Annotated in this window: 14 protein-coding genes and 1 pseudogene; all 15 read right to left on the reverse strand. The window is 52.8% G+C overall.

Going from position 1 to position 17,396, the window contains the following annotated elements:
• Positions 1-59: 59 nt before the first annotated feature.
• The gene (locus ACESZP_RS01980; RefSeq protein ID WP_499707871.1) at positions 60-1,721 is read right to left on the reverse strand and encodes a uridine kinase family protein; all 1,662 of its coding nucleotides are present in this window, start codon (positions 1,719-1,721) and stop codon (positions 60-62) included.
• Positions 1,722-1,801: 80 nt separating this feature from the next.
• Positions 1,802-2,572 carry a Nif3-like dinuclear metal center hexameric protein gene (locus tag ACESZP_RS01985; protein ID WP_499707873.1) on the reverse strand — a complete coding sequence of 257 codons (771 nt, stop codon included), beginning with the start codon at positions 2,570-2,572 and terminating at the stop codon, positions 1,802-1,804.
• 47 nt (positions 2,573-2,619) lie between these two features.
• Entirely contained in the window at positions 2,620-3,321 is a 702-nt protein-coding gene (locus tag ACESZP_RS01990) for a tRNA (adenine(22)-N(1))-methyltransferase (RefSeq protein ID WP_499707874.1), read from the reverse strand.
• Between the two features lie 4 nt (positions 3,322-3,325).
• Complete coding sequence (rpoD, locus tag ACESZP_RS01995; RefSeq protein ID WP_178040185.1) at positions 3,326-4,438, reverse strand: RNA polymerase sigma factor RpoD; 1,113 nt, start codon at positions 4,436-4,438, stop codon at positions 3,326-3,328.
• A 38-nt stretch (positions 4,439-4,476) separates the two neighbouring features.
• Positions 4,477-6,246 carry a DNA primase gene (dnaG, locus tag ACESZP_RS02000; protein ID WP_499707876.1) on the reverse strand — a complete coding sequence of 590 codons (1,770 nt, stop codon included), beginning with the start codon at positions 6,244-6,246 and terminating at the stop codon, positions 4,477-4,479.
• A 12-nt stretch (positions 6,247-6,258) separates the two neighbouring features.
• Complete coding sequence (locus ACESZP_RS02005; protein ID WP_499707877.1) at positions 6,259-7,266, reverse strand: deoxyguanosinetriphosphate triphosphohydrolase; 1,008 nt, start codon at positions 7,264-7,266, stop codon at positions 6,259-6,261.
• 200 nt (positions 7,267-7,466) lie between these two features.
• Positions 7,467-7,997, reverse strand: a pseudogene (locus ACESZP_RS02010) (DUF5662 family protein); the annotation flags it as partial.
• A complete protein-coding gene (locus tag ACESZP_RS02015) occupies positions 7,994-9,934 on the reverse strand; it encodes an alpha-amylase family glycosyl hydrolase (RefSeq protein WP_499707879.1) in 1,941 nt (646 codons plus the stop codon). The gene ACESZP_RS02015 and the pseudogene ACESZP_RS02010, both read right to left, overlap by 4 nt.
• A gap of 210 nt (positions 9,935-10,144) precedes the next feature.
• Positions 10,145-11,083 carry a DUF4349 domain-containing protein gene (locus tag ACESZP_RS02020; RefSeq protein ID WP_499707880.1) on the reverse strand — a complete coding sequence of 313 codons (939 nt, stop codon included), beginning with the start codon at positions 11,081-11,083 and terminating at the stop codon, positions 10,145-10,147.
• The gene (locus ACESZP_RS02025; RefSeq protein ID WP_499707881.1) at positions 11,080-11,973 is read right to left on the reverse strand and encodes an immunoglobulin-like domain-containing protein; all 894 of its coding nucleotides are present in this window, start codon (positions 11,971-11,973) and stop codon (positions 11,080-11,082) included. The genes ACESZP_RS02020 and ACESZP_RS02025 overlap by 4 nt, the downstream gene beginning before the upstream one ends.
• On the reverse strand, positions 11,960-12,514 hold the full coding sequence (locus ACESZP_RS02030; RefSeq protein WP_178040179.1) for a sigma-70 family RNA polymerase sigma factor: 555 nt from the start codon (positions 12,512-12,514) through the stop codon (positions 11,960-11,962). The genes ACESZP_RS02025 and ACESZP_RS02030 overlap by 14 nt, the downstream gene beginning before the upstream one ends.
• Before the next feature lie 204 nt (positions 12,515-12,718).
• A complete protein-coding gene (gene guaB, locus ACESZP_RS02035; RefSeq protein ID WP_178040178.1) occupies positions 12,719-14,173 on the reverse strand; it encodes an IMP dehydrogenase in 1,455 nt (484 codons plus the stop codon).
• Between the two features lie 248 nt (positions 14,174-14,421).
• A complete protein-coding gene (locus ACESZP_RS02040; RefSeq protein WP_499707882.1) occupies positions 14,422-15,117 on the reverse strand; it encodes an energy-coupling factor transporter transmembrane component T family protein in 696 nt (231 codons plus the stop codon).
• On the reverse strand, positions 15,105-16,517 hold the full coding sequence (locus ACESZP_RS02045) for an ABC transporter ATP-binding protein (RefSeq protein WP_499707883.1): 1,413 nt from the start codon (positions 16,515-16,517) through the stop codon (positions 15,105-15,107). The genes ACESZP_RS02040 and ACESZP_RS02045 overlap by 13 nt, the downstream gene beginning before the upstream one ends.
• Positions 16,514-17,395, reverse strand: a complete 882-nt coding sequence (locus ACESZP_RS02050) for an ABC transporter substrate-binding protein (RefSeq protein ID WP_440323012.1) — start codon at positions 17,393-17,395, stop codon at positions 16,514-16,516. Before ACESZP_RS02050 ends, ACESZP_RS02045 begins: the two co-directional genes overlap by 4 nt.
• Between the last annotated feature and the right edge of the window lies 1 nt (position 17,396).

Consider the following 17,396-nt stretch of genomic DNA (forward strand, 5'->3'; position numbering starts at 1 on the left):
CGCCCGAGCGTGGAAAGCTCCTTTTTCAACCGTCCGTCTTCAACCAAACGGTTTTTCCCTTATAACCGGAAGCACCCGCCCCCAATAAACTCCCGCACCAGCGAGTTATCCGGAATATTCGTACTGTCTACTCCCAGGAAATAATCCAGGAACTTCAAAAGCCGCTTGGCCTCCAGATACTCCGGTGCTTCCCGGTCGATGCCGAAAAGCAGCGGCTCCGCATACTGCTTCAGAACCGAAAGTTCATAAATCAATGCGGAATTAAATACCACATCCGCCTCCTCCTGGTAGGGGAAGATATTCTCCTCCTCGCCTCTGCGGACCGAAGGCCACATGGAAATGGTGCGGGCTGCGCTAGCTCCGCGTGTCCGCGCGTCGCGGACCATACGGCGGATGAGTCTGCCATCGGTAGTCGGGATCCGGTTGTGCTCATCTACATTCAGCTGTGTCAGAGCGCTGATGTAGATCTTAAACTTACTCTCCCGGGGCAGACTGTGGGACAGCTTGTCGTTCAGACAGTGAATGCCCTCTATCACCAGAATGTCATCCTCTCCCATAGTCATATAGTCGCCGTTATACTCCTTCTTTCCGGTCTTGAAATTGAAGTACGGCAGTTCCACGGTTTTGCCCTCCAGAAGCTCGCACATCTGCCGGTTAAACAGCTCGATATCCATGGCCTCCAGGCATTCGAAGTTATAGTCTCCATTTTCATCCCGGGGCGTCATTTCCCGCTCTACGAAATAATTGTCAACGGAAATAGGGTGCGGCTTCAAACCTGCCGCCGCCAGCTGGATGGACAGTCTTCTGGAAAATGTCGTCTTGCCCGAGGAAGAAGGTCCCGCGATCATGATAAACTTTCGACTGCGATCTGCCGCAATCCGGCTTGCAATCTCCGCAATTTTCCGTTCCTGCAGGGCCTCCTGAGTCATAATCAGCTGATGCAGGCCACCCCGGGCGATACAGTCGTTCAGATCGCCGACAGTGGAAATACCCAGCAGATCGCCCCATTTTGCAGATTCCTTCATTACCTGAAATACCTTATGCTGGGGTGCGAAGGGCGGAATCTTTTCCGGCTCTGCGGCAGTCGGGAACTGAAGTACAAAGCCTTCATCGTAAGGATACAGCTCAAAATACTTGAGATACCCTGTATCCGGCACCATATAGCCATAGTAATAATCCTCAAATTCACCGATATTGTAGATATTTACCCGAGAAGCCCGGCGGTAGCGGAACAGCTTTTCCTTATCGTACATCCGATGGTTATGAAAGATGCGAAGCGCCTTGTCCGTACCCACATTTTTCTTCTCGATAGGAGTCTTACGCGCCACATATTCCTGCATCTGCGCCTTCACCGCCGCAAGGAACGTGCCGTCGACCTGCACGTCGCCCTCCACAGTACAGTAATAACCGTTGCTCAGGGAATAATGTACCTGGGCCCGTGTCACATGATCGTGGCCCGCCACCCGGTAGATAGCTTTCATCAGCAGCATCGTCAGGCTGCGTCGGTAAGACTGGGCCCCCACCATATCCGCCGTGGTGTAAAATGCAAGCTCCGCATCCTCGTACAGCTTCTTGTTCAGCTCCCGCAGACGCTTATTGACTGACACCAGCACGATATCGTGGGAATAATCCTTTTGCATATCCGCCGCGATTTCCAGATATCGGGTTCCTTCCGGATATTCATATGTTTTTCCGTTCAGACTTACCTTTACCATTTTCATATGCCGCACCTCCATATTTTACATTGGCAGCTGCATGTTCTGATACAGCAGCCATGAAACTTCCATTTTTCGAGTATCTTTTACAGCACCTGAAAGGGCTGCTTCACCGGCGCAGTATATACGCGAAGCTCCGGGCAGTTTTCCTTCAAAAAATGCTCCATATCCGCGATATAGATATGCTCCACTCCGTAATGTCCTGCGTCAATGATCGCCATACCGCAGTCCGCCATATCGATGCCGGTGTGATGATCGATATCGCCGGTGATATACACTTCCGCTCCCATAGAGAGCGCCGGCTTCGCCTCACTCTTTCCGGATCCCGGACAGATGGCTGCCCGCTGCACCTGCTTCTCCAGCTCTCCGAAAATCTTCACATTGGGAAGCCCGAAGCGCTCCTTGACAAAATTGGCACACTCCTCCAGGGTCATACTCCGAGGCAGATCGCCCACACGGCCGATGCCTTCGCCGTCCAGCACTTCCTCCAGTACCTTTCTATCCTTCAGATCCAGCATATCCGCCGCCAGCTCCGCCATTCCCATCACATCATAATTGGTATGCATGGCATAATAGGAAATGTCGTTTCGAATCAGGCGAATCAGCCGTTCGCCCACATAATCGTCGGTGGTCACAGATTTCAGGCCGCCGAAAATCATCGGGTGATGGGTCAGCAGCAGCTGCGCGCCGCACTCGGAGGCCGCGTCCACCATCTCGTCCGTAGCGTCCAGGGCAATGTAGACTGTATCCACTTCCCGCTCCCGGCTTCCAGCCAGAAGGCCCACATTGTCCCAGTCACAGGCATATTTGCGCGGATACCGCGCCTCGATTTTATCCAGAATATCCTGACATCTCATTCTCTATACGCTCCTGTTTTGTTACTGTACATTGTAAATTTTTGTATTTATCGCCAGCTTGTTATACAGCTCAGCACTTCTGTCAGCAGCCCGATTTCCGCCGCCACTTCCGCTCTCCGCGCCGCAATCCGTCCGTCATCATTCTTCGGAAGCCCAGCCTCTATCTGCCGGTTTACCTCAAGCCTCTTCTCCAGGAAATCCGCCAGCACCTCCGGAGATTCCTGGAGTCCCAGCTTTCCGAAGCGGTACTCCGCCTCCGTATAGCCTTCCGTCTCACCCGGTACGGCCTTGAACATGGGATAATATTTCCCCTCATCCAGCAAAATATCTTCCTTCATGATATGCCAGCCGTGGGTACACAGCCACCGCCGCACCTCGTCAATTTCCGACTGGGGCTGCAGCACCAGCTCCCGCACACCCATAAGCGCCCGGGTTCCTTCCGTCAGAATCCGCACCATCAACACGCCGCCCATGCCGGCGATAAGCACCGTGTCCGCCTCGCCGCCTTTTAACTCATGCAGTCCGTCAGACAGCCGCGTCTCTATGTAATTCTCCAGTCCGGCATCAGCGATATGGCTTTTTGCCCGCTTAAGAGGCCCCTCATTGATGTCCATGGCTATCGCCGACGGGATCTTTTTCTCCCTGCAAAGACAAAGGGGAACATATCCGTGATCTGTTCCCACATCTGCCAGCCGGCTGCCCTCTGTGACCAGCTCTGCCAGTCGGTTCAGTCGTCTTGAAATATTCATTTTCCTAGTCCAGGTAATCCTTGAGCTTCCGGCTGCGGCTCGGATGACGCAGCTTCCGAAGTGCTTTCGCCTCAATCTGACGGATTCGCTCACGGGTTACGTTAAATTCCTTTCCAACTTCTTCCAGTGTCCGGGCACGCCCATCATCAAGACCGAAACGCAGGCGCAGAACCTTCTGCTCCCGGTCTGTCAAGGTGCTTAAAACCTCTACCAACTGCTCTTTCAGCAGGGTAAATGCCGCAGCGTCCGCCGGGACCGGTACATTGTCGTCCTGAATGAAATCGCCCAGATGGCTGTCCTCCTCCTCACCGATAGGCGTCTCCAAGGAAACCGGCTCCTGGGAAATCTTCAGAATTTCACGCACACGCTCCACCGGCAGCTTCATCTCTGCCGCGATCTCCTCCGGAGTAGGTTCACGTCCCAGCTCCTGCAGCAGCTGACGGGACACGCGGATCAGCTTGTTGATGGTCTCCACCATATGCACCGGAATACGGATGGTCCGTGCCTGATCGGCAATGGCTCTTGTGATAGCCTGACGAATCCACCAGGTAGCATAGGTACTGAATTTATATCCTTTTCGGTAATCGAACTTCTCTACCGCCTTGATAAGTCCTAAGTTTCCTTCCTGAATCAGATCCAGGAAGAGCATACCGCGGCCCACGTAGCGCTTCGCTATGCTGACTACCAGTCGAAGATTGGCCTCGGCCAGACGCTTCTTCGCATCCTCGTCGCCTTCTTCCATACGCTTTGCCAGTTCAATCTCCTCGTCTGCGCTCAGAAGGGGAACCTTGCCGATCTCTTTCAGATACATACGAACCGGGTCCTCGATGCTGACGCCGTCGGGAATGGAGAGGTCTAACTGCTCCACGTCCATGTCGTCGTCATCCTCTGCCAGAAGCAGGGCGTCGTCGGGCTCGTCCCCATCGCCGGTAATCCGAAGCACATCGATATTATTGGCCTCCAGATACTCCAGGATTTTCTCCATATGATCCGGATCCAGATCAAACTCCGCAAAGAAGTCGCTGATCTCCTGGTACTCCAGAATATTCTTTTTCTTCTTCGCCATTACCAGAAGCTCTTTTAATTTCTCCTCAAACTTTGCTGCGTTTTCTTCCATGTTGTTCCATCCTTCCATAACTTGTTAGTATTTTATCCTTAATCCAGTGAAATATGCAGTTTCTGAAGCTCCCGCCGCTCCTGTATAAGCTTTTGCAGTCCCGCCATATCGGTGGGCGCAAGCTCTTTTCCTCTGCGGTTCAATGCTTCCTGCCGGATTTTGTAAATGGTCTCCTGCAGGGCTTTTTCATTCTCCTCTCTGGTCTCCACCTGCTTTAACTGGGCGTTGAATACAGCTGCGGCCTCCCGCTGCTCCTCCGCGTTTTCAAAACGGCTTAAAATTCCGGCGGGGTTTAATTTCCCCTGTTGATCCTGCTGCTCATACAGCATCCGCGCAATCTCAGCGTACAGTGGCACGCTGAAATCTTCCGGACGGATGTAACGCCTTATAACCCGGGAATACTGCTCATCGGAAATCATCCAGGTAAGCAATAGCTTCTGGGACGCCGCCGTTCCCTCGTCCTTTTCTTTTTTAGCGGACGATACGTCCCGGGGGCGCGGCGACGGAGCCTGTCCGCCTAAGGATAGACCCAGCTGGTTAACTTTCCGCCGCAGGGCCTCGTAGCCGGTGCCGTATTTGGCCGCTATGGCCTCAATATAATTATTACGCTCGATTTCATCGGAAAAACCCAAAAGCTTCTTCGAGGTTTCATCAAAAAATGCCGTCTTCTGGGCCGGATCCTTTAAGTTGTACTGACGCTCCAGCACCTCCACCTCAAAGAGGAAGCTGCTCTGAGCCTCGTCGATACGCTGCTGAAAGGCTTCGCGCCCCATATTTTTGATAAATTCATCCGGATCCTTGTAGGGCTTCATATTGATGACCCGCATGGTCAGTCCCGCTTCCTTCAAAATCGGGATCGCCCGGAGAGCCGCTTTGGTTCCGGCCTCGTCGCTGTCGTAGGTCACCAGCACTTCGTCGGCGTAGCGTTTCATGAGAATCGCCTGCTGGGTGGTCAGCGCCGTTCCCAAGGACGCCACCGCCTGGCTGAAGCCTGCCTGATGAAGGGCTATCACATCCATATAGCCTTCACAGATAATCAGGTTTCCTTTCCGGGAGCTGCGGGCAAAATTCAGCCCATACAGGTTCCTGCTCTTATCGAAAATCTTTGTCTCCGGCGAGTTCAGATACTTGGGCTTCGCGTCGCCCATGACACGGCCTCCGAAGCCGATGACCCGATGATTGGCGTCCATAATCGGGAACATCACCCGGTTCCAGAACTTGTCATAGACGCCGCTGCGCTCGTCCATGCTGAACAGCCCCGACTCCTTCAAGAGGGCGTCCGAATACCCCTCATGCTTCAGGTACTGGTACAATTCCTTCGTCTGCTGCCCAGAATAGCCCAGTCCGAATTTTTGAATGGTCTCATCCGTAAGCGCCCGATTTTTCAGATACTCGTACCCCACCCGGCCCTTGGGCTGCCGGAGCTGATAGTAGTAGTATTTCGCCGCTTTTTTCTGAATCTCCAGAAGCCGGCTCTTTAAGTCCGCCTGAAGTCTGGCCTCCTCGGAGTATTCCACCTCCGGCAGATCCACGCCGCTCCGGTCAGCCAATGCCTTCACTGCCTCGGGAAAGGTATAATTTTCATATTCCATTAAAAATGTAAAGACATTGCCGCCTGCGCCGCAGCCGAAGCAATAATACATCTGCTTGCCCGGCGACACCGAAAAGGACGGGGACTTCTCACTGTGGAAGGGGCAGAGTCCGAAATAGCTGGATCCCTTCCGCTGAAGCCGCACGTACCCGGAAATCACATCTACGATGTCATTCCGCGAGCGCACCTCTTCGATCAATTCTTCTGCATAATACATCTATTCTGCCACCTATGCGTTCCATGCTTTTGGAACAAAGTATTCTTCGAACTTATAAATCGCGTACTGGTCTGTCATGCCGGATATGTAATCGCACACCACGATCTCCAGTGGATCCCGACCACTGGCCAGCATGGCCTTAAACTCATCCGAAAGCTCCTCCGGATGCTCCATATAATAGGAAAACAGCCCCTCCAGCATATTCCGCGCCTTAACCTCCTCGCCCTTGGCGATGGGATTCGTATACACATTGTTGAACATGAAGCTGCGGAGCGCGTGCATGGCTCCCTCCACCTCTGCGGACATACAGATGTCCGGCTTTCCCATGCTCTGGGAAATGACGTCGTGTACAAGCGTGTTCAGCCGCTCCCGCGTCGTGCTGCCCAAAATATCCCGGTATTCTTTTGGAATATCTGTCTCCTCCAGAATCCCGGCGCGGATGGCGTCGTCAATATCGTGATTGATATAGGCAATTTTATCGGAAAAACGTACCAGCTTGCCCTCCAGGGTAGACGGATGGCCGCTGGTCCGGTGATTTCGGATGCCGTCCCGCACCTCCCAGGTCAGATTCAGACCTTTTCCGCTTTTTTCCAGTTTTTCCACCACGCGGACACTCTGCTCATAATGAGCGAAGCCGGCGCTGCAAAGGTCGTTTAGGACCCTCTCGCCTGCGTGTCCGAAAGGCGTATGTCCCAGATCGTGACCCAGGGCGACAGCTTCGGTCAGATCCTCATTGAGGCGCAGAGCCTTTGCCATGGTTCTGGCTATCTGGGAAACCTCCAGGGTGTGGGTCAGACGGGTACGATAGTGGTCGCCCCGGGGTGTCAGGAAAACCTGGGTCTTATGCTTCAGACGACGAAAGGACTTGCAGTGCAAAATCCGGTCCCGGTCTCTCTGATAGACTGGCCGGATATCACAGGGTGGCTCATACCGATCCCGCCCCCTGGAATTCTTACTCAGAGAAGCATACGGACTTAAATAATCGCTTTCCCACTGTTCCGTGCTTTCGCGTATAGTCATACATCCACCTCTTTATGATGCTGTACTGCATGGTTATCAGTTTTCCTCTATTTATAATATTCTGCACCGGTTCCCCATTTCCTTTTTTATTTTCCAGACGCCTTCTCCTGCTCCTTCTGAAGCTGCAGAAGCTCCACGTCCGAAACGTAATGGCCGTCGCCTACCAGCTGCCAGGGCCGGGGAGGAATCTTCGGATATTCCTTCTTACCTACAATGTTGGCGCGCATGTAAGCGAACAGCGCCTCCTCGCCCTGCTCGTCCAGCAGGTGAAGCAGATGCTCCAGAAGTGCCCGGGTCTCATCGTGAATCATGTAGGAATCCTTTCCCTTTTCATAATATTTCAGAGACTCATGCTGATCATAATGACCCTTATTGTAGATTTTGGACGCAGCCATGCGATCCATCATCATCTCGGCCACATAGCGGTTGGGCATCTTCATGCCGGTCATGCCCTTCACCGGACCTACGCTGTAATCAATCCAGTACTCGTAATGGTGCTTGTTGCGGCCCTTATGGTGAAGCCAGGCCGCTGAATAGCCCTTGTCCTCCCGCTCGGCATTATTGGGGCTTCTGTAGCCCTGATAGTATTTACAGCCCGGTATAAATTCCGTGGGCGTATATTTGGACATGTCGTGCAGCAGTCCCTGCCGGTACAGCCCTATCTTGAAGCAATGCCGCATGACCATGATTTTATGTTCTGTAATGGTGCAAAAATGGTTCCAAGCTTTCATTCTTCCTCTGCTCCTGCCTGTTTTTTCTGTTCCTTCTGCTCTTTTTTCTCTTTCCGCCTTGTCTGTCCCCGCAACACCAGTATGGTCCGCTCTGAAACGGTCACAGTGCGCTGATCTGTAAGGACCTCTTCGCTGCCCTCCGCATGGATCCCATCTGTACCTTCGATTCCCGTATCCAGGGCAATGGTCCAGGCCTGTTTGCCCGGCAGCTTCGGAAGTGCGAATTCATGGGGAATCCAGTGCATATTGTAGGCCACGTAGAAGGAATCGTCATGCTCCTTTCCTTCTGAGTTCGCCGACACATACTCGCCTGCGTAGAGAATTCCCACGCTCCTGCTGTAATTTTCAAAATCGCCCAGCCATGCCCGTTTTCCATGGTAGGACACATCCGGATGGCCGCAGGACAGGTAATCAGTCTGCCGAAGCTCCGCGTCCTGATGAAAGACCGGATGATCCTTTCGGAAGGAAATGAGGCGTCGCACATATTCTTCCAGGTATTCCCATGCCTTGCCCGGTTTCCATTTGATCCAGGACAGTTCATTGTCCTGACAGTAAACGTTGTTATTGCCTAACTGACTGTTGCCGTGTTCGTCGCCGCCGTACAGCACCGGAACGCCCTGACCGAGATACAGCATCACCAAGGCGTTACGAAGCTGTCTGGAACGAAGCTCCAGGGTCTTTTTCTTCCGGCTCGGTCCTTCCTCGCCGCAGTTCCAGCTATAGTTGTAGTCGGTACCGTCCCGGTTATCCTCGCCGTTGGCCTCGTTGTGCTTCTCATCGTAGGACACCGCGTCCATCAGGGTAAATCCGTTATGGCCTGCCAGATAGTTCATGACCGCATGACGCTCCGGATTTTTCCGTTCTCTCCAGATAAAAGCCGGGATCATGCCCTCGTCGCCCTTCAGGAAACGACGGATATCCATCATAAAACCGTCGTTATATTCTGCCAGATTGCGGAAACCCGGAACAGAACGCCCGTCGTAAATCTCATCCAGTCCGAAGCCCTCGGACATGATTTTCGTGTGGCTGAGAAGCGGCTCCTGGGCCAGTGCCTCCACCGGCGTATGATCCCGGTTTACGTGAACTCCGTCTATGTGGTATTCCAGTACCCAGTAGCGGATGCAGTCCAGTACCCGGGCAGTCTGCATGGCTTTTGGGAAATAGAATTCCAGCACCAGCTCAATGCCGTTTTTATGCAGCTCCTTTACCAGCGTTTTTAATTCCCGCACCGGGTCATTGGAAGCCGCGTAAGAGGCCTTCGGCGCAAAATAATAGCTGTCGGTGTAGCCCCAGTAGTTCATCAGGGGTTCGTCGGATCTGCCCCGACGGATAGCTGGCCGTTTTTCGTCCCAGGCCTCCACTTCCGCGAACTCATAGACCGGCATCAGTTCCAGCTGATTGATGCCAAGCGCCTTCAGATAGGGGATTTTTTCCCGCACGCCTGCGAAGGTGCCTTTGGCACGGGCGCCGGATGTGGGATGTTTCGTGAAGCCGCGCACATGGGTGGCGTAGGCAATCACATCGGTATAGGGGATCTGCAGAGGCTCGTCACCCTCCCAGTCAAACTCATCGGATATGATACAGCCGCGCAAAGCAGCCTCTCCTGCCGGCGCCTGTCCCCAGGTTTTGCGTCCGGAGATACGGCGGGCGTAGGGGTCTGTCACGACGGTGCCTGCAATGCGGTAGTTATATTCGTATTTTTCTATGGGAAGCTTTTCTATTTCGACGGAACGCAGGTCGCCGTAGCGGGTGCTGTATTCCATGGGGATCTCGATCTCGGCTTCCGGGCTTCCTTTTTTATACAGGAGCAAGGCGCAGTCCTTTTCTGCTGGAACAGCAGCCGTGAAGCTTATCCACGCTCCCTGGCGTTCGATGCCGGGGCGGTGGTAGGAGCCTGTTTTTATGGGATATCGGAATGAGATGTCCAGGGTTTTCATGGGGTGTGGGTCCTCCCTTTTTATCAAATTTTGGGGATTTTTGAAAAATTCACGAAACTTCGCCAATTATGATTATTATAACAGATTTTTGGGGGACAGGGAAGAGGGAATCATAAATGGACGGGTCTGGTTGTGAATGCCCTTCGCCCGGTTTTGTACAGCAGAGCCCGCCCGCTCTCTGTTGAGAGACAGGGCGGGCGTGGTTTGGTTCTACTCTTTTGATGTCGGATCGGTGGGATCTTCTTTTTTATGGAAAATCGGCTTTTTCCAGACGATTTTCCGCACAATTTTTATAACAATAAAGGCCGCTGCCGCGAAGATCGCGAAGTAGGGGAGAGATGCTACGAACCAGATGGCGAAGCTTCGGAAACCTCGGCTGATGTGGTAGATATTATCGGTCAGGCGGGTTTTTAGTTCGCTTGCGAAGCTTTGCTTTTCCGGGGCGCTTTCACGGTCTACTTCGTAGAGATCGATGTTGACAGTGCTGTAGGAGACCTGGTTGTCGTAGGTGCGTAGGGTGGTTTCATAGGTTTGCAGTTCGTAACGGATTTCGGACAGGCGGGTTTCGATTTTGATGATGTCGTCCATGCTTTCGGCCTGTTCCATGAGGGTCAGCAGACGGTCCTGTTCGGTTTCCAGGGCTTTTTTGTGACTTTCGGTGTCTACGTACTGCAGGGTGATGTCTTCGACACTTTCGCTTTTGCTGGTGACGTTGCCCAGGCCGCTGACGGTGGTGACGAAGGTGTCCAGTTTGTCGGCGGGAATGCGTAAGGTCAGCCAGGCGGAGCGGTTGCCTCTTCCGTAGTAGCTGCTTCCGTTTACCTCAGATGTTTCCGTGTATCCGCCGGTCTCGGTAACTTTGGCCTGGATACCGGAAAGTACTGTCTCGAATTCTCTGGTTTCCATGTTCAGGGTGACGGTTTTGATCAGCTTCTGGCTGGTGTTTGTCGGTATCTCGATGCCGGATTCGGCGGTGACTGCGCCGTCTTCCGCCACGTCGTCCCAGGCCTCATTTTCATATGCGCCGTAGTCCGCGCTGGTTTCTTCGGTTACGCTGGCAGCACTCATGGCATCTTTGGATGCTCCGCCGCAACCCGCTGCCAGTGTGCCTGCCATCAAAATGGCCATGATCCATACTCTCTTTTTCATTTATTTTCCTCCAGAGCTTCCTCCAATCCCTGTTCTACGCTCTCGAATCGGAATCCGGCACTGAAGGGCTCGCCGTCTACATAGGTGATAATCCGGTAGGCGTCTGCGTCATAATCCAGATCATAGTCGGTCAGATCCAGTTCTTCATCCTGGGCCATACCGGGCTCCAGGACCACGGTAGTGTCCTGCTGCCCCACAGGCTCGCTGTTTCTGGTCACCACGTACCAGGCGCCGTCTTTTTGTACCTGTAATTCCATATTGGCGTTATAGGAAATGGGTGTCTCGCTGATGTTACCAATTGTGACTTTTACCACTTCTGCGTCCCGTGCGATCACCGGGCTGGATACCAGAGTCTTTACACTCTCGGTCTCGGCGGTCACATTCTGTTCCTGGGTCAGGTAGATGTCATGACCCGCGAAGGTGATTTTCTCCGGCGCGTTTTCTTTCCCTGCAGCGGACGCCGCTGCTGTGTTCTCTGCGCTTTCGCCCTCTGTTTCCACGTCTTCATCCGCCGCCTCTTCGACGCTGTCTTCCATGATGGATGCTGTCTCCGGAGCTGCCGTATCAGCTGTCCCGCTGCTCTTTTTTCCGCCTGCCAAAAACAGACCGGTGCAGACGCCGCTCACCACCAAAACCGCCAGGATACAAGCCGCAATCTTATTGAAGCTGTAGACAAATTCCCGCTGCGTAATGGTGTTTTTCTTCCGCTTCGGCTTACCGCCCGCATCCAGGAGCTCCTGCATGTTTTGCTGAAAATCTTCGGAATACCGGTGCATGCGCGCGATTTCCCGCTCCGACGGAATAAAGCTTAACTGTTCATCCATACATTCATCGAAGGCTTCCGCAAGCAGTTCTTTTTCCAGCTCTTCTCTCTTCTTATCGTCCCGCACTGCCTGCTCCCTCCTTTGTCAGCATGAACTGAAGTTTTTTCCGTGCCCGGTAGTACCGCACGTTGACGGTTTTGGAAGAAATCCCCAGCAAATCGCCAATTTCCCGGTCCGAAAGCCCGTGTACATACTTGTATTCGAAAATCACCCGGTAGTTCTCCTCCAACTCCAAAACGCTGGATACAATGGCGTTATAATTTTCCCGGGTTATGTACTGGCTTAGAGCGTCCGGCTCGCCGGTTGGAATCTCGTATTCCAGTTCTTCCATGGACAGCTCGCCCTTTTGCTTGCGCAGAATGTCAATGGCCTTGCTTTTCACAATCGTCATCAGAAACTTTCGGGTTTTGGAACTCTCGACAACCTCGATCTTGTCCAAATGTCTGGTCAGTGCCAGAAAGGTCTCCTGTACGGCATCCTCCGCCAGATGATCGTCGCCCAGCATCTGGTTGGCCACATACCAGCAGAAATGCTGATACTGCTCATAGACCTCTGTAAATTTTTCTTTTTCGTCCTGGGTGTCCAGTATGGACAGGTACATCAGCATGCGCAGCTTCCTCCCGAAATCATGTTACATTTACTATAACGCAATCTGTTTACATTTTACTACAACAAATACTTAATTTTTTATGAACAGCCCGAAAATTTTTTCAAAACTCCGCGCAATCCCCACAGAGAAAAAGAAAAGCTGACATGAAATGCCAGCTTTTCCCTGAAAATTATTTTTAAGCTTTCTCTATATATCCGCTTTTTATGACTCAGTGCTATAGTTCGGAGCCTCTTTGGTGATATGAATATCGTGAGGATGGCTCTCCTTCAGGGACGCCGCGGTAATCTTAATAAAGCGTCCTCTCTGCTTCAATTCCTCGATGGTCGGTGTTCCGCAGAGTCCCATACCGGAACGAAGTCCGCCCAGCATCTGGAAAATAGTGTCCTCCACGCTTCCCTTGTATGCCACACGGCCCTCTACACCTTCGGGAACCAGCTTCTTTGCTCCCTCCTGGAAATAGCGATCCTTGCTGCCGTTCTCCATAGCGGAGATAGAGCCCATGCCACGGTATACCTTGTATTTTCTTCCCTGGAACAGCTCGAACTCGCCGGGAGCCTCATCGCAGCCTGCGAACATGCTTCCCATCATGCAGACATTGGCGCCTGCGGCAATGGCCTTAGTAATATCTCCGGAGTATTTGATACCGCCGTCGGCGATAACCGGGACGCCATACTCCTTCGCTACCTCGTAGCAGTCCATAATCGCGCTGATCTGCGGTACGCCGATACCGGATACCACACGGGTGGTACAGATGGAGCCCGGTCCGATGCCAACCTTTACTGCGTCTGCTCCTGCTTCAATCAGATCCTTTGCAGCTTCGCCGGTAGCGATATTGCCTGCGATCAGCGGCAGTTCCGGATATGCTTCCTTGATCATCTTCAGGCAGCGGATAACGTTGGCGGAATGTCCATGGGAGGAATCCAGCACGATTACGTCCACCTGCGCCTTTACCAGGGCGTCCACACGCTCCAGTACATTGCTGGTGATACCTACGCCTGCGCCGCAGAGCAGTCTTCCCTTCGCGTCCTTGGCGGAATTCGGATACTTGATCTGCTTTTCAATATCCTTGATGGTGATTAAGCCCTTTAAATTGAAATCGTCGTCAACGATGGGCAGCTTCTCTTTTCTTGCCTTGGCCAGGATCGCCTTGGCTTCCTCCAGGGTAATACCTTCCTTTGCGGTAACCAGTCCCTCCGAGGTCATGGAATCCTTGATTTTCTTGGAAAAATCAGTCTCAAACTTCAGATCGCGGTTGGTGATGATACCTACCAGCTTCCGGCCCTCGGTGATCGGCACGCCGGAGATGCGGAACTTGGCCATCAGCTCGTTGGCGTCTGCCAGGGTATGCTCCGGGGATAAATAAAACGGGTCGGTGATAACGCCGTTTTCAGAACGCTTTACCTTATCCACTTCCTCTGCCTGCTTTTCGATAGACATATTCTTATGGATAATTCCGATACCACCCTGTCTTGCCATAGCGATCGCCATGCGATGCTCGGTAACGGTATCCATGCTGGCACTCATCATCGGAATGTTCAGCTTGATGGTTTTCGTCAGATGTGTGGTCAGATCCACCTGATTCGGAATCACCTCGGAATAGGACGGTACCAGAAGTACATCGTCAAAGGTAATGCTTTCTCCAATAATCTTACCCATTTTATTCTCTCCTCTCAAGTCATTGTTCTTCTATTCATTTGTGTCCGTGTGCGACGGTTATTGATAACTTATCTTAGCGAAAAGATTCTGAATTGTCAATACATTACAGAAGAAAAAAGAATACAAAAAAAGCTGTCGGAAAACAGCTTTTTTTGACTCATAAGTTTTTTTAATCACTGTACCCTTTTCTTTCCGATAAATGCTTCCGGCTTTACACATATGTCTTTACCAGGCGGACACGTATTGTTCTACATAGAGCAGACAATTGTCAGACCCACACATAAAATCAGGAACAGCCAGTCCCGGGCATGCACCCGCACCTGCATGTATTCGGTCCGCTTTTCCTCTCCCGAAAAGCCCTTGGACTCCATGGCAATGGAAAGTTCCTCGGACCAACGGACGGATTTCACCAGCAAAGGCTTCAAAAGCGCCGGGGATACCGGAAACACCTTCAATCCCCTCGCCCGAAACGCCGCCCTGGTCCGCTTATATTCCTGTACCGCCTGTGGAAATACGCCCCAGGCTGCCAGAAGGCCGTAGGCCCAGACCTGCGGCAAATGAAACTGCTTTTCAAAGGACTTGACCATCAAAATCCGATCCGTGGTCAGAGTAAACAGGAAACCTACGCCCGCATAGGCCAGCACCCGGCTCGCCTGAGCCACCCCGTTCCAGACCCGGGAATCGCTGACCAGAAAGTCTGCCGCCGCCACCGGCATGGACGCGTCAGCCGAAAACCGGTAGCCGGTAAAGAACATCCCCGTAGCTGCCAGCAAAATGGGCAGCATCAGAAGTCCCAGGGTCTTCAGGCGAACCTTTGACACCAGCAGAGCTGCCATGCAGAGGACGAACACCGCCAGATTCAGCACTGGATTGTAGCGGAAGGCCAGTACAAAGGTCACGCACAACAGCGTCACAAATTTCATTGCCGGATTCAGTGTACGCATAGTCTGCCTCCCTTCAGTTCCAGTATCTCATCTGCATAATCCTTCGCCAGCTGCCGGTCGTGGGTGGAGAAAATCAGGGCCACACCATGCTCTCTGGCCTGTCGGCACAGGGCATCCATGATCGCCTTTGTGTTATTGCGGTCCTGGGCGTAGGTAGGTTCATCGCAGACCAGCACCTTACAGGGATAGGCCATCAGGGCCGCCACGCCAAGTCTGCGCTGCTGCCCCTGGCTCAGCATATAGGGAGAGATATCCCGATATCGCCAGAGCTTGATGCCGCGCAGGATTTCCTCCGTTTTCATCTCCGCGTCCTCCCGCTTTTTCAGACCCACCAGAATCTCCTCTTTCACCGTATCGCTTACAAACTGATCCTGGGGATTCTGGGTGACGAAACCGATTTTACCCAAATCCTGTTTCCGGAGCTTTCGAAGCTCCCGGCCTTCCAGCAACGCCTGTCCCTGATAGGAATAGAGGCCGGACAGTGCGCCGAAGAGACTGCTCTTTCCACAGCCGCTCTCACCCACAATGGCATAGATGCAGCCGGAACGAAATTCGGCATTTATATCTGTAAAAATATGGTTATTTCCATGTCTGAGTGCCAGATGCTCTAACCGCAGCACCACGTCGCCTGACTGCGCTTCCGGAAGCTTTGTCTCATAGGCCTCGCCCGGTACAATCACGCCAAGCTCCTTCAAAAGCGCCCCGTCCAGTGTATTTACATCCATGATTTCCGGCCGCAATACACCATTTTCCATAACCCGCACTTTATCCGCGATACCAAGCCAGTTCTCCAGCCGGTGATCCACCGCCAGAATGCCGATGCCCTTCGTCCGGTTCAGTTCTTTTAATTTGCCCGCAATCATCCGGGCGGAAGCGTCATCAATATTGGCAAAAGGCTCGTCAAGCAGGAGCCATTTGGGTGACAGCAGGGTCAGGCAGGCCAGCATAACCTTCTGACGTTCGCCGCCGGACAGGCTGTGAAGCGTCCGCTTTTTCAGGTGTGATATCTCACAGAAAGCCAGCGCTCCGTCTACTTTCTCCATCATCTCTTCCCGGGGCGTGCAGATATTTTCCAGGCAGAACAAAAGCTCATGCTCCACTGTATCCATGCAGAACTGCAGCTCCGGATTCTGGAACATCATGCCCACCAGGGCGCAACGCTTCGATGCCGTCAGACTGTCCGGACGTACTCCTTCTACGCTGACGCTGCCGGAGCGCAAAATCCCGGCGCTGTGAGGGTAGATGCCCGCTGCCAGATAGAGCAGGGTGGATTTGCCACACCCGGAAGCGCCGGTGAGAATGGTAATCTCACCGGCATCAAATTCCGCACTTAAATCATAGAGAATATTCTTTCTGTCTTCAAAATAGGTAAATTCCAGATGTTCGACTTTTATACTCATGCTTCAAAATACTCGTTGGTAAATTCCTTCTCGGTTCTTCCGGAAATCACGCCGCACTCCACCAGGAAATCCGCCATACGGTTCCATCTCTGGGCGTCGATTCTGCCCCACCGGCCTTCCTTGTCAAGCAAAATCGGAGCCAGATGCTTCTGACTGCGGATAAGCAGAGACTCCGTAGCGTCTGCAGGCAGCATATCACGTACTTCCATAACGGTTTCTTCCGGATGCGCAGCCACCTCACGGTATGCCCGATCCAGGACCTTCAGGAAACGACGCACTGCATCCGGCTTTTCACGTAAGATTTCCTCGGAAGCCGCCATGGCCGGCGCGCAGAAATCAAAGATGGGATCCACATCGCCCAGGTTAAAGTAGTTAATCTCTTTTCCTGCCTCAAGCAGAACCTGATTTTCCCAATTCTCATAAACCCAGGTAGCGTCCGCCACATTGCCCAGGGTGGCTACGATATCGCCTACATCCAGATTTACCAGATTGATCTTATCGTAGTCGCCGCCGTCTGCTTCTACCACGCGACGAATCGCTGCGTGGAACCAGGCTGGGGTCCAGTGAGTCAGACGCTTGCCCTCCAGCTCTCTGGGGCGGGTGATGCCCGCCTCCTTCAGGGAGACGATACCGGAATCACATTTTTGGGTCATAACCGCGATACCGGTCAGGTTAATACCCCGCTCCCGGCACTCCAGCATAGCAATCTCCGGTCCGCAGACAAAATCTCCGCCGTGGAGCTCCATCTCGCCATGTACCTCACCGAAGATCTCCACATCCAGATCGGCCTCTTTGAACCAACCGCGCTTCTGCGCCAGCAGATAGCCTGTGTGATTTGTATTCGGGAACCAGTCCAGAACGACCTTTAACTTATCCATT

Source organism: Candidatus Dorea massiliensis AP6 (genome assembly GCF_964245105.1).
Classification (GTDB): Bacteria; Bacillota; Clostridia; order Lachnospirales; family Lachnospiraceae; genus Laedolimicola; species Laedolimicola intestinihominis.

Bases quoted from the DNA above. Each gene is read 5' to 3' on its own strand.
- ACESZP_RS01980 (WP_499707871.1), bottom strand. From the start codon at position 1,721: ATGAAAATGGTAAAGGTAAGTCTGAACGGAAAAACATATGAATATCCG.
- ACESZP_RS01985 (WP_499707873.1), bottom strand. From the start codon at position 2,572: ATGAGATGTCAGGATATTCTGGATAAAATCGAGGCGCGGTATCCGCGC.
- ACESZP_RS01990 (WP_499707874.1), bottom strand. From the start codon at position 3,321: ATGAATATTTCAAGACGACTGAACCGACTGGCAGAGCTGGTCACAGAG.
- rpoD (WP_178040185.1), bottom strand. From the start codon at position 4,438: ATGGAAGAAAACGCAGCAAAGTTTGAGGAGAAATTAAAAGAGCTTCTG.
- dnaG (WP_499707876.1), bottom strand. From the start codon at position 6,246: ATGTATTATGCAGAAGAATTGATCGAAGAGGTGCGCTCGCGGAATGAC.
- ACESZP_RS02005 (WP_499707877.1), bottom strand. From the start codon at position 7,266: ATGACTATACGCGAAAGCACGGAACAGTGGGAAAGCGATTATTTAAGT.
- ACESZP_RS02015 (WP_499707879.1), bottom strand. From the start codon at position 9,934: ATGAAAACCCTGGACATCTCATTCCGATATCCCATAAAAACAGGCTCC.
- ACESZP_RS02020 (WP_499707880.1), bottom strand. From the start codon at position 11,083: ATGAAAAAGAGAGTATGGATCATGGCCATTTTGATGGCAGGCACACTG.
- ACESZP_RS02030 (WP_178040179.1), bottom strand. From the start codon at position 12,514: ATGCTGATGTACCTGTCCATACTGGACACCCAGGACGAAAAAGAAAAA.
- guaB (WP_178040178.1), bottom strand. From the start codon at position 14,173: ATGGGTAAGATTATTGGAGAAAGCATTACCTTTGACGATGTACTTCTG.
- ACESZP_RS02040 (WP_499707882.1), bottom strand. From the start codon at position 15,117: ATGCGTACACTGAATCCGGCAATGAAATTTGTGACGCTGTTGTGCGTG.
- ACESZP_RS02045 (WP_499707883.1), bottom strand. From the start codon at position 16,517: ATGAGTATAAAAGTCGAACATCTGGAATTTACCTATTTTGAAGACAGA.
- ACESZP_RS02050 (WP_440323012.1), bottom strand. From the start codon at position 17,395: ATGGATAAGTTAAAGGTCGTTCTGGACTGGTTCCCGAATACAAATCAC.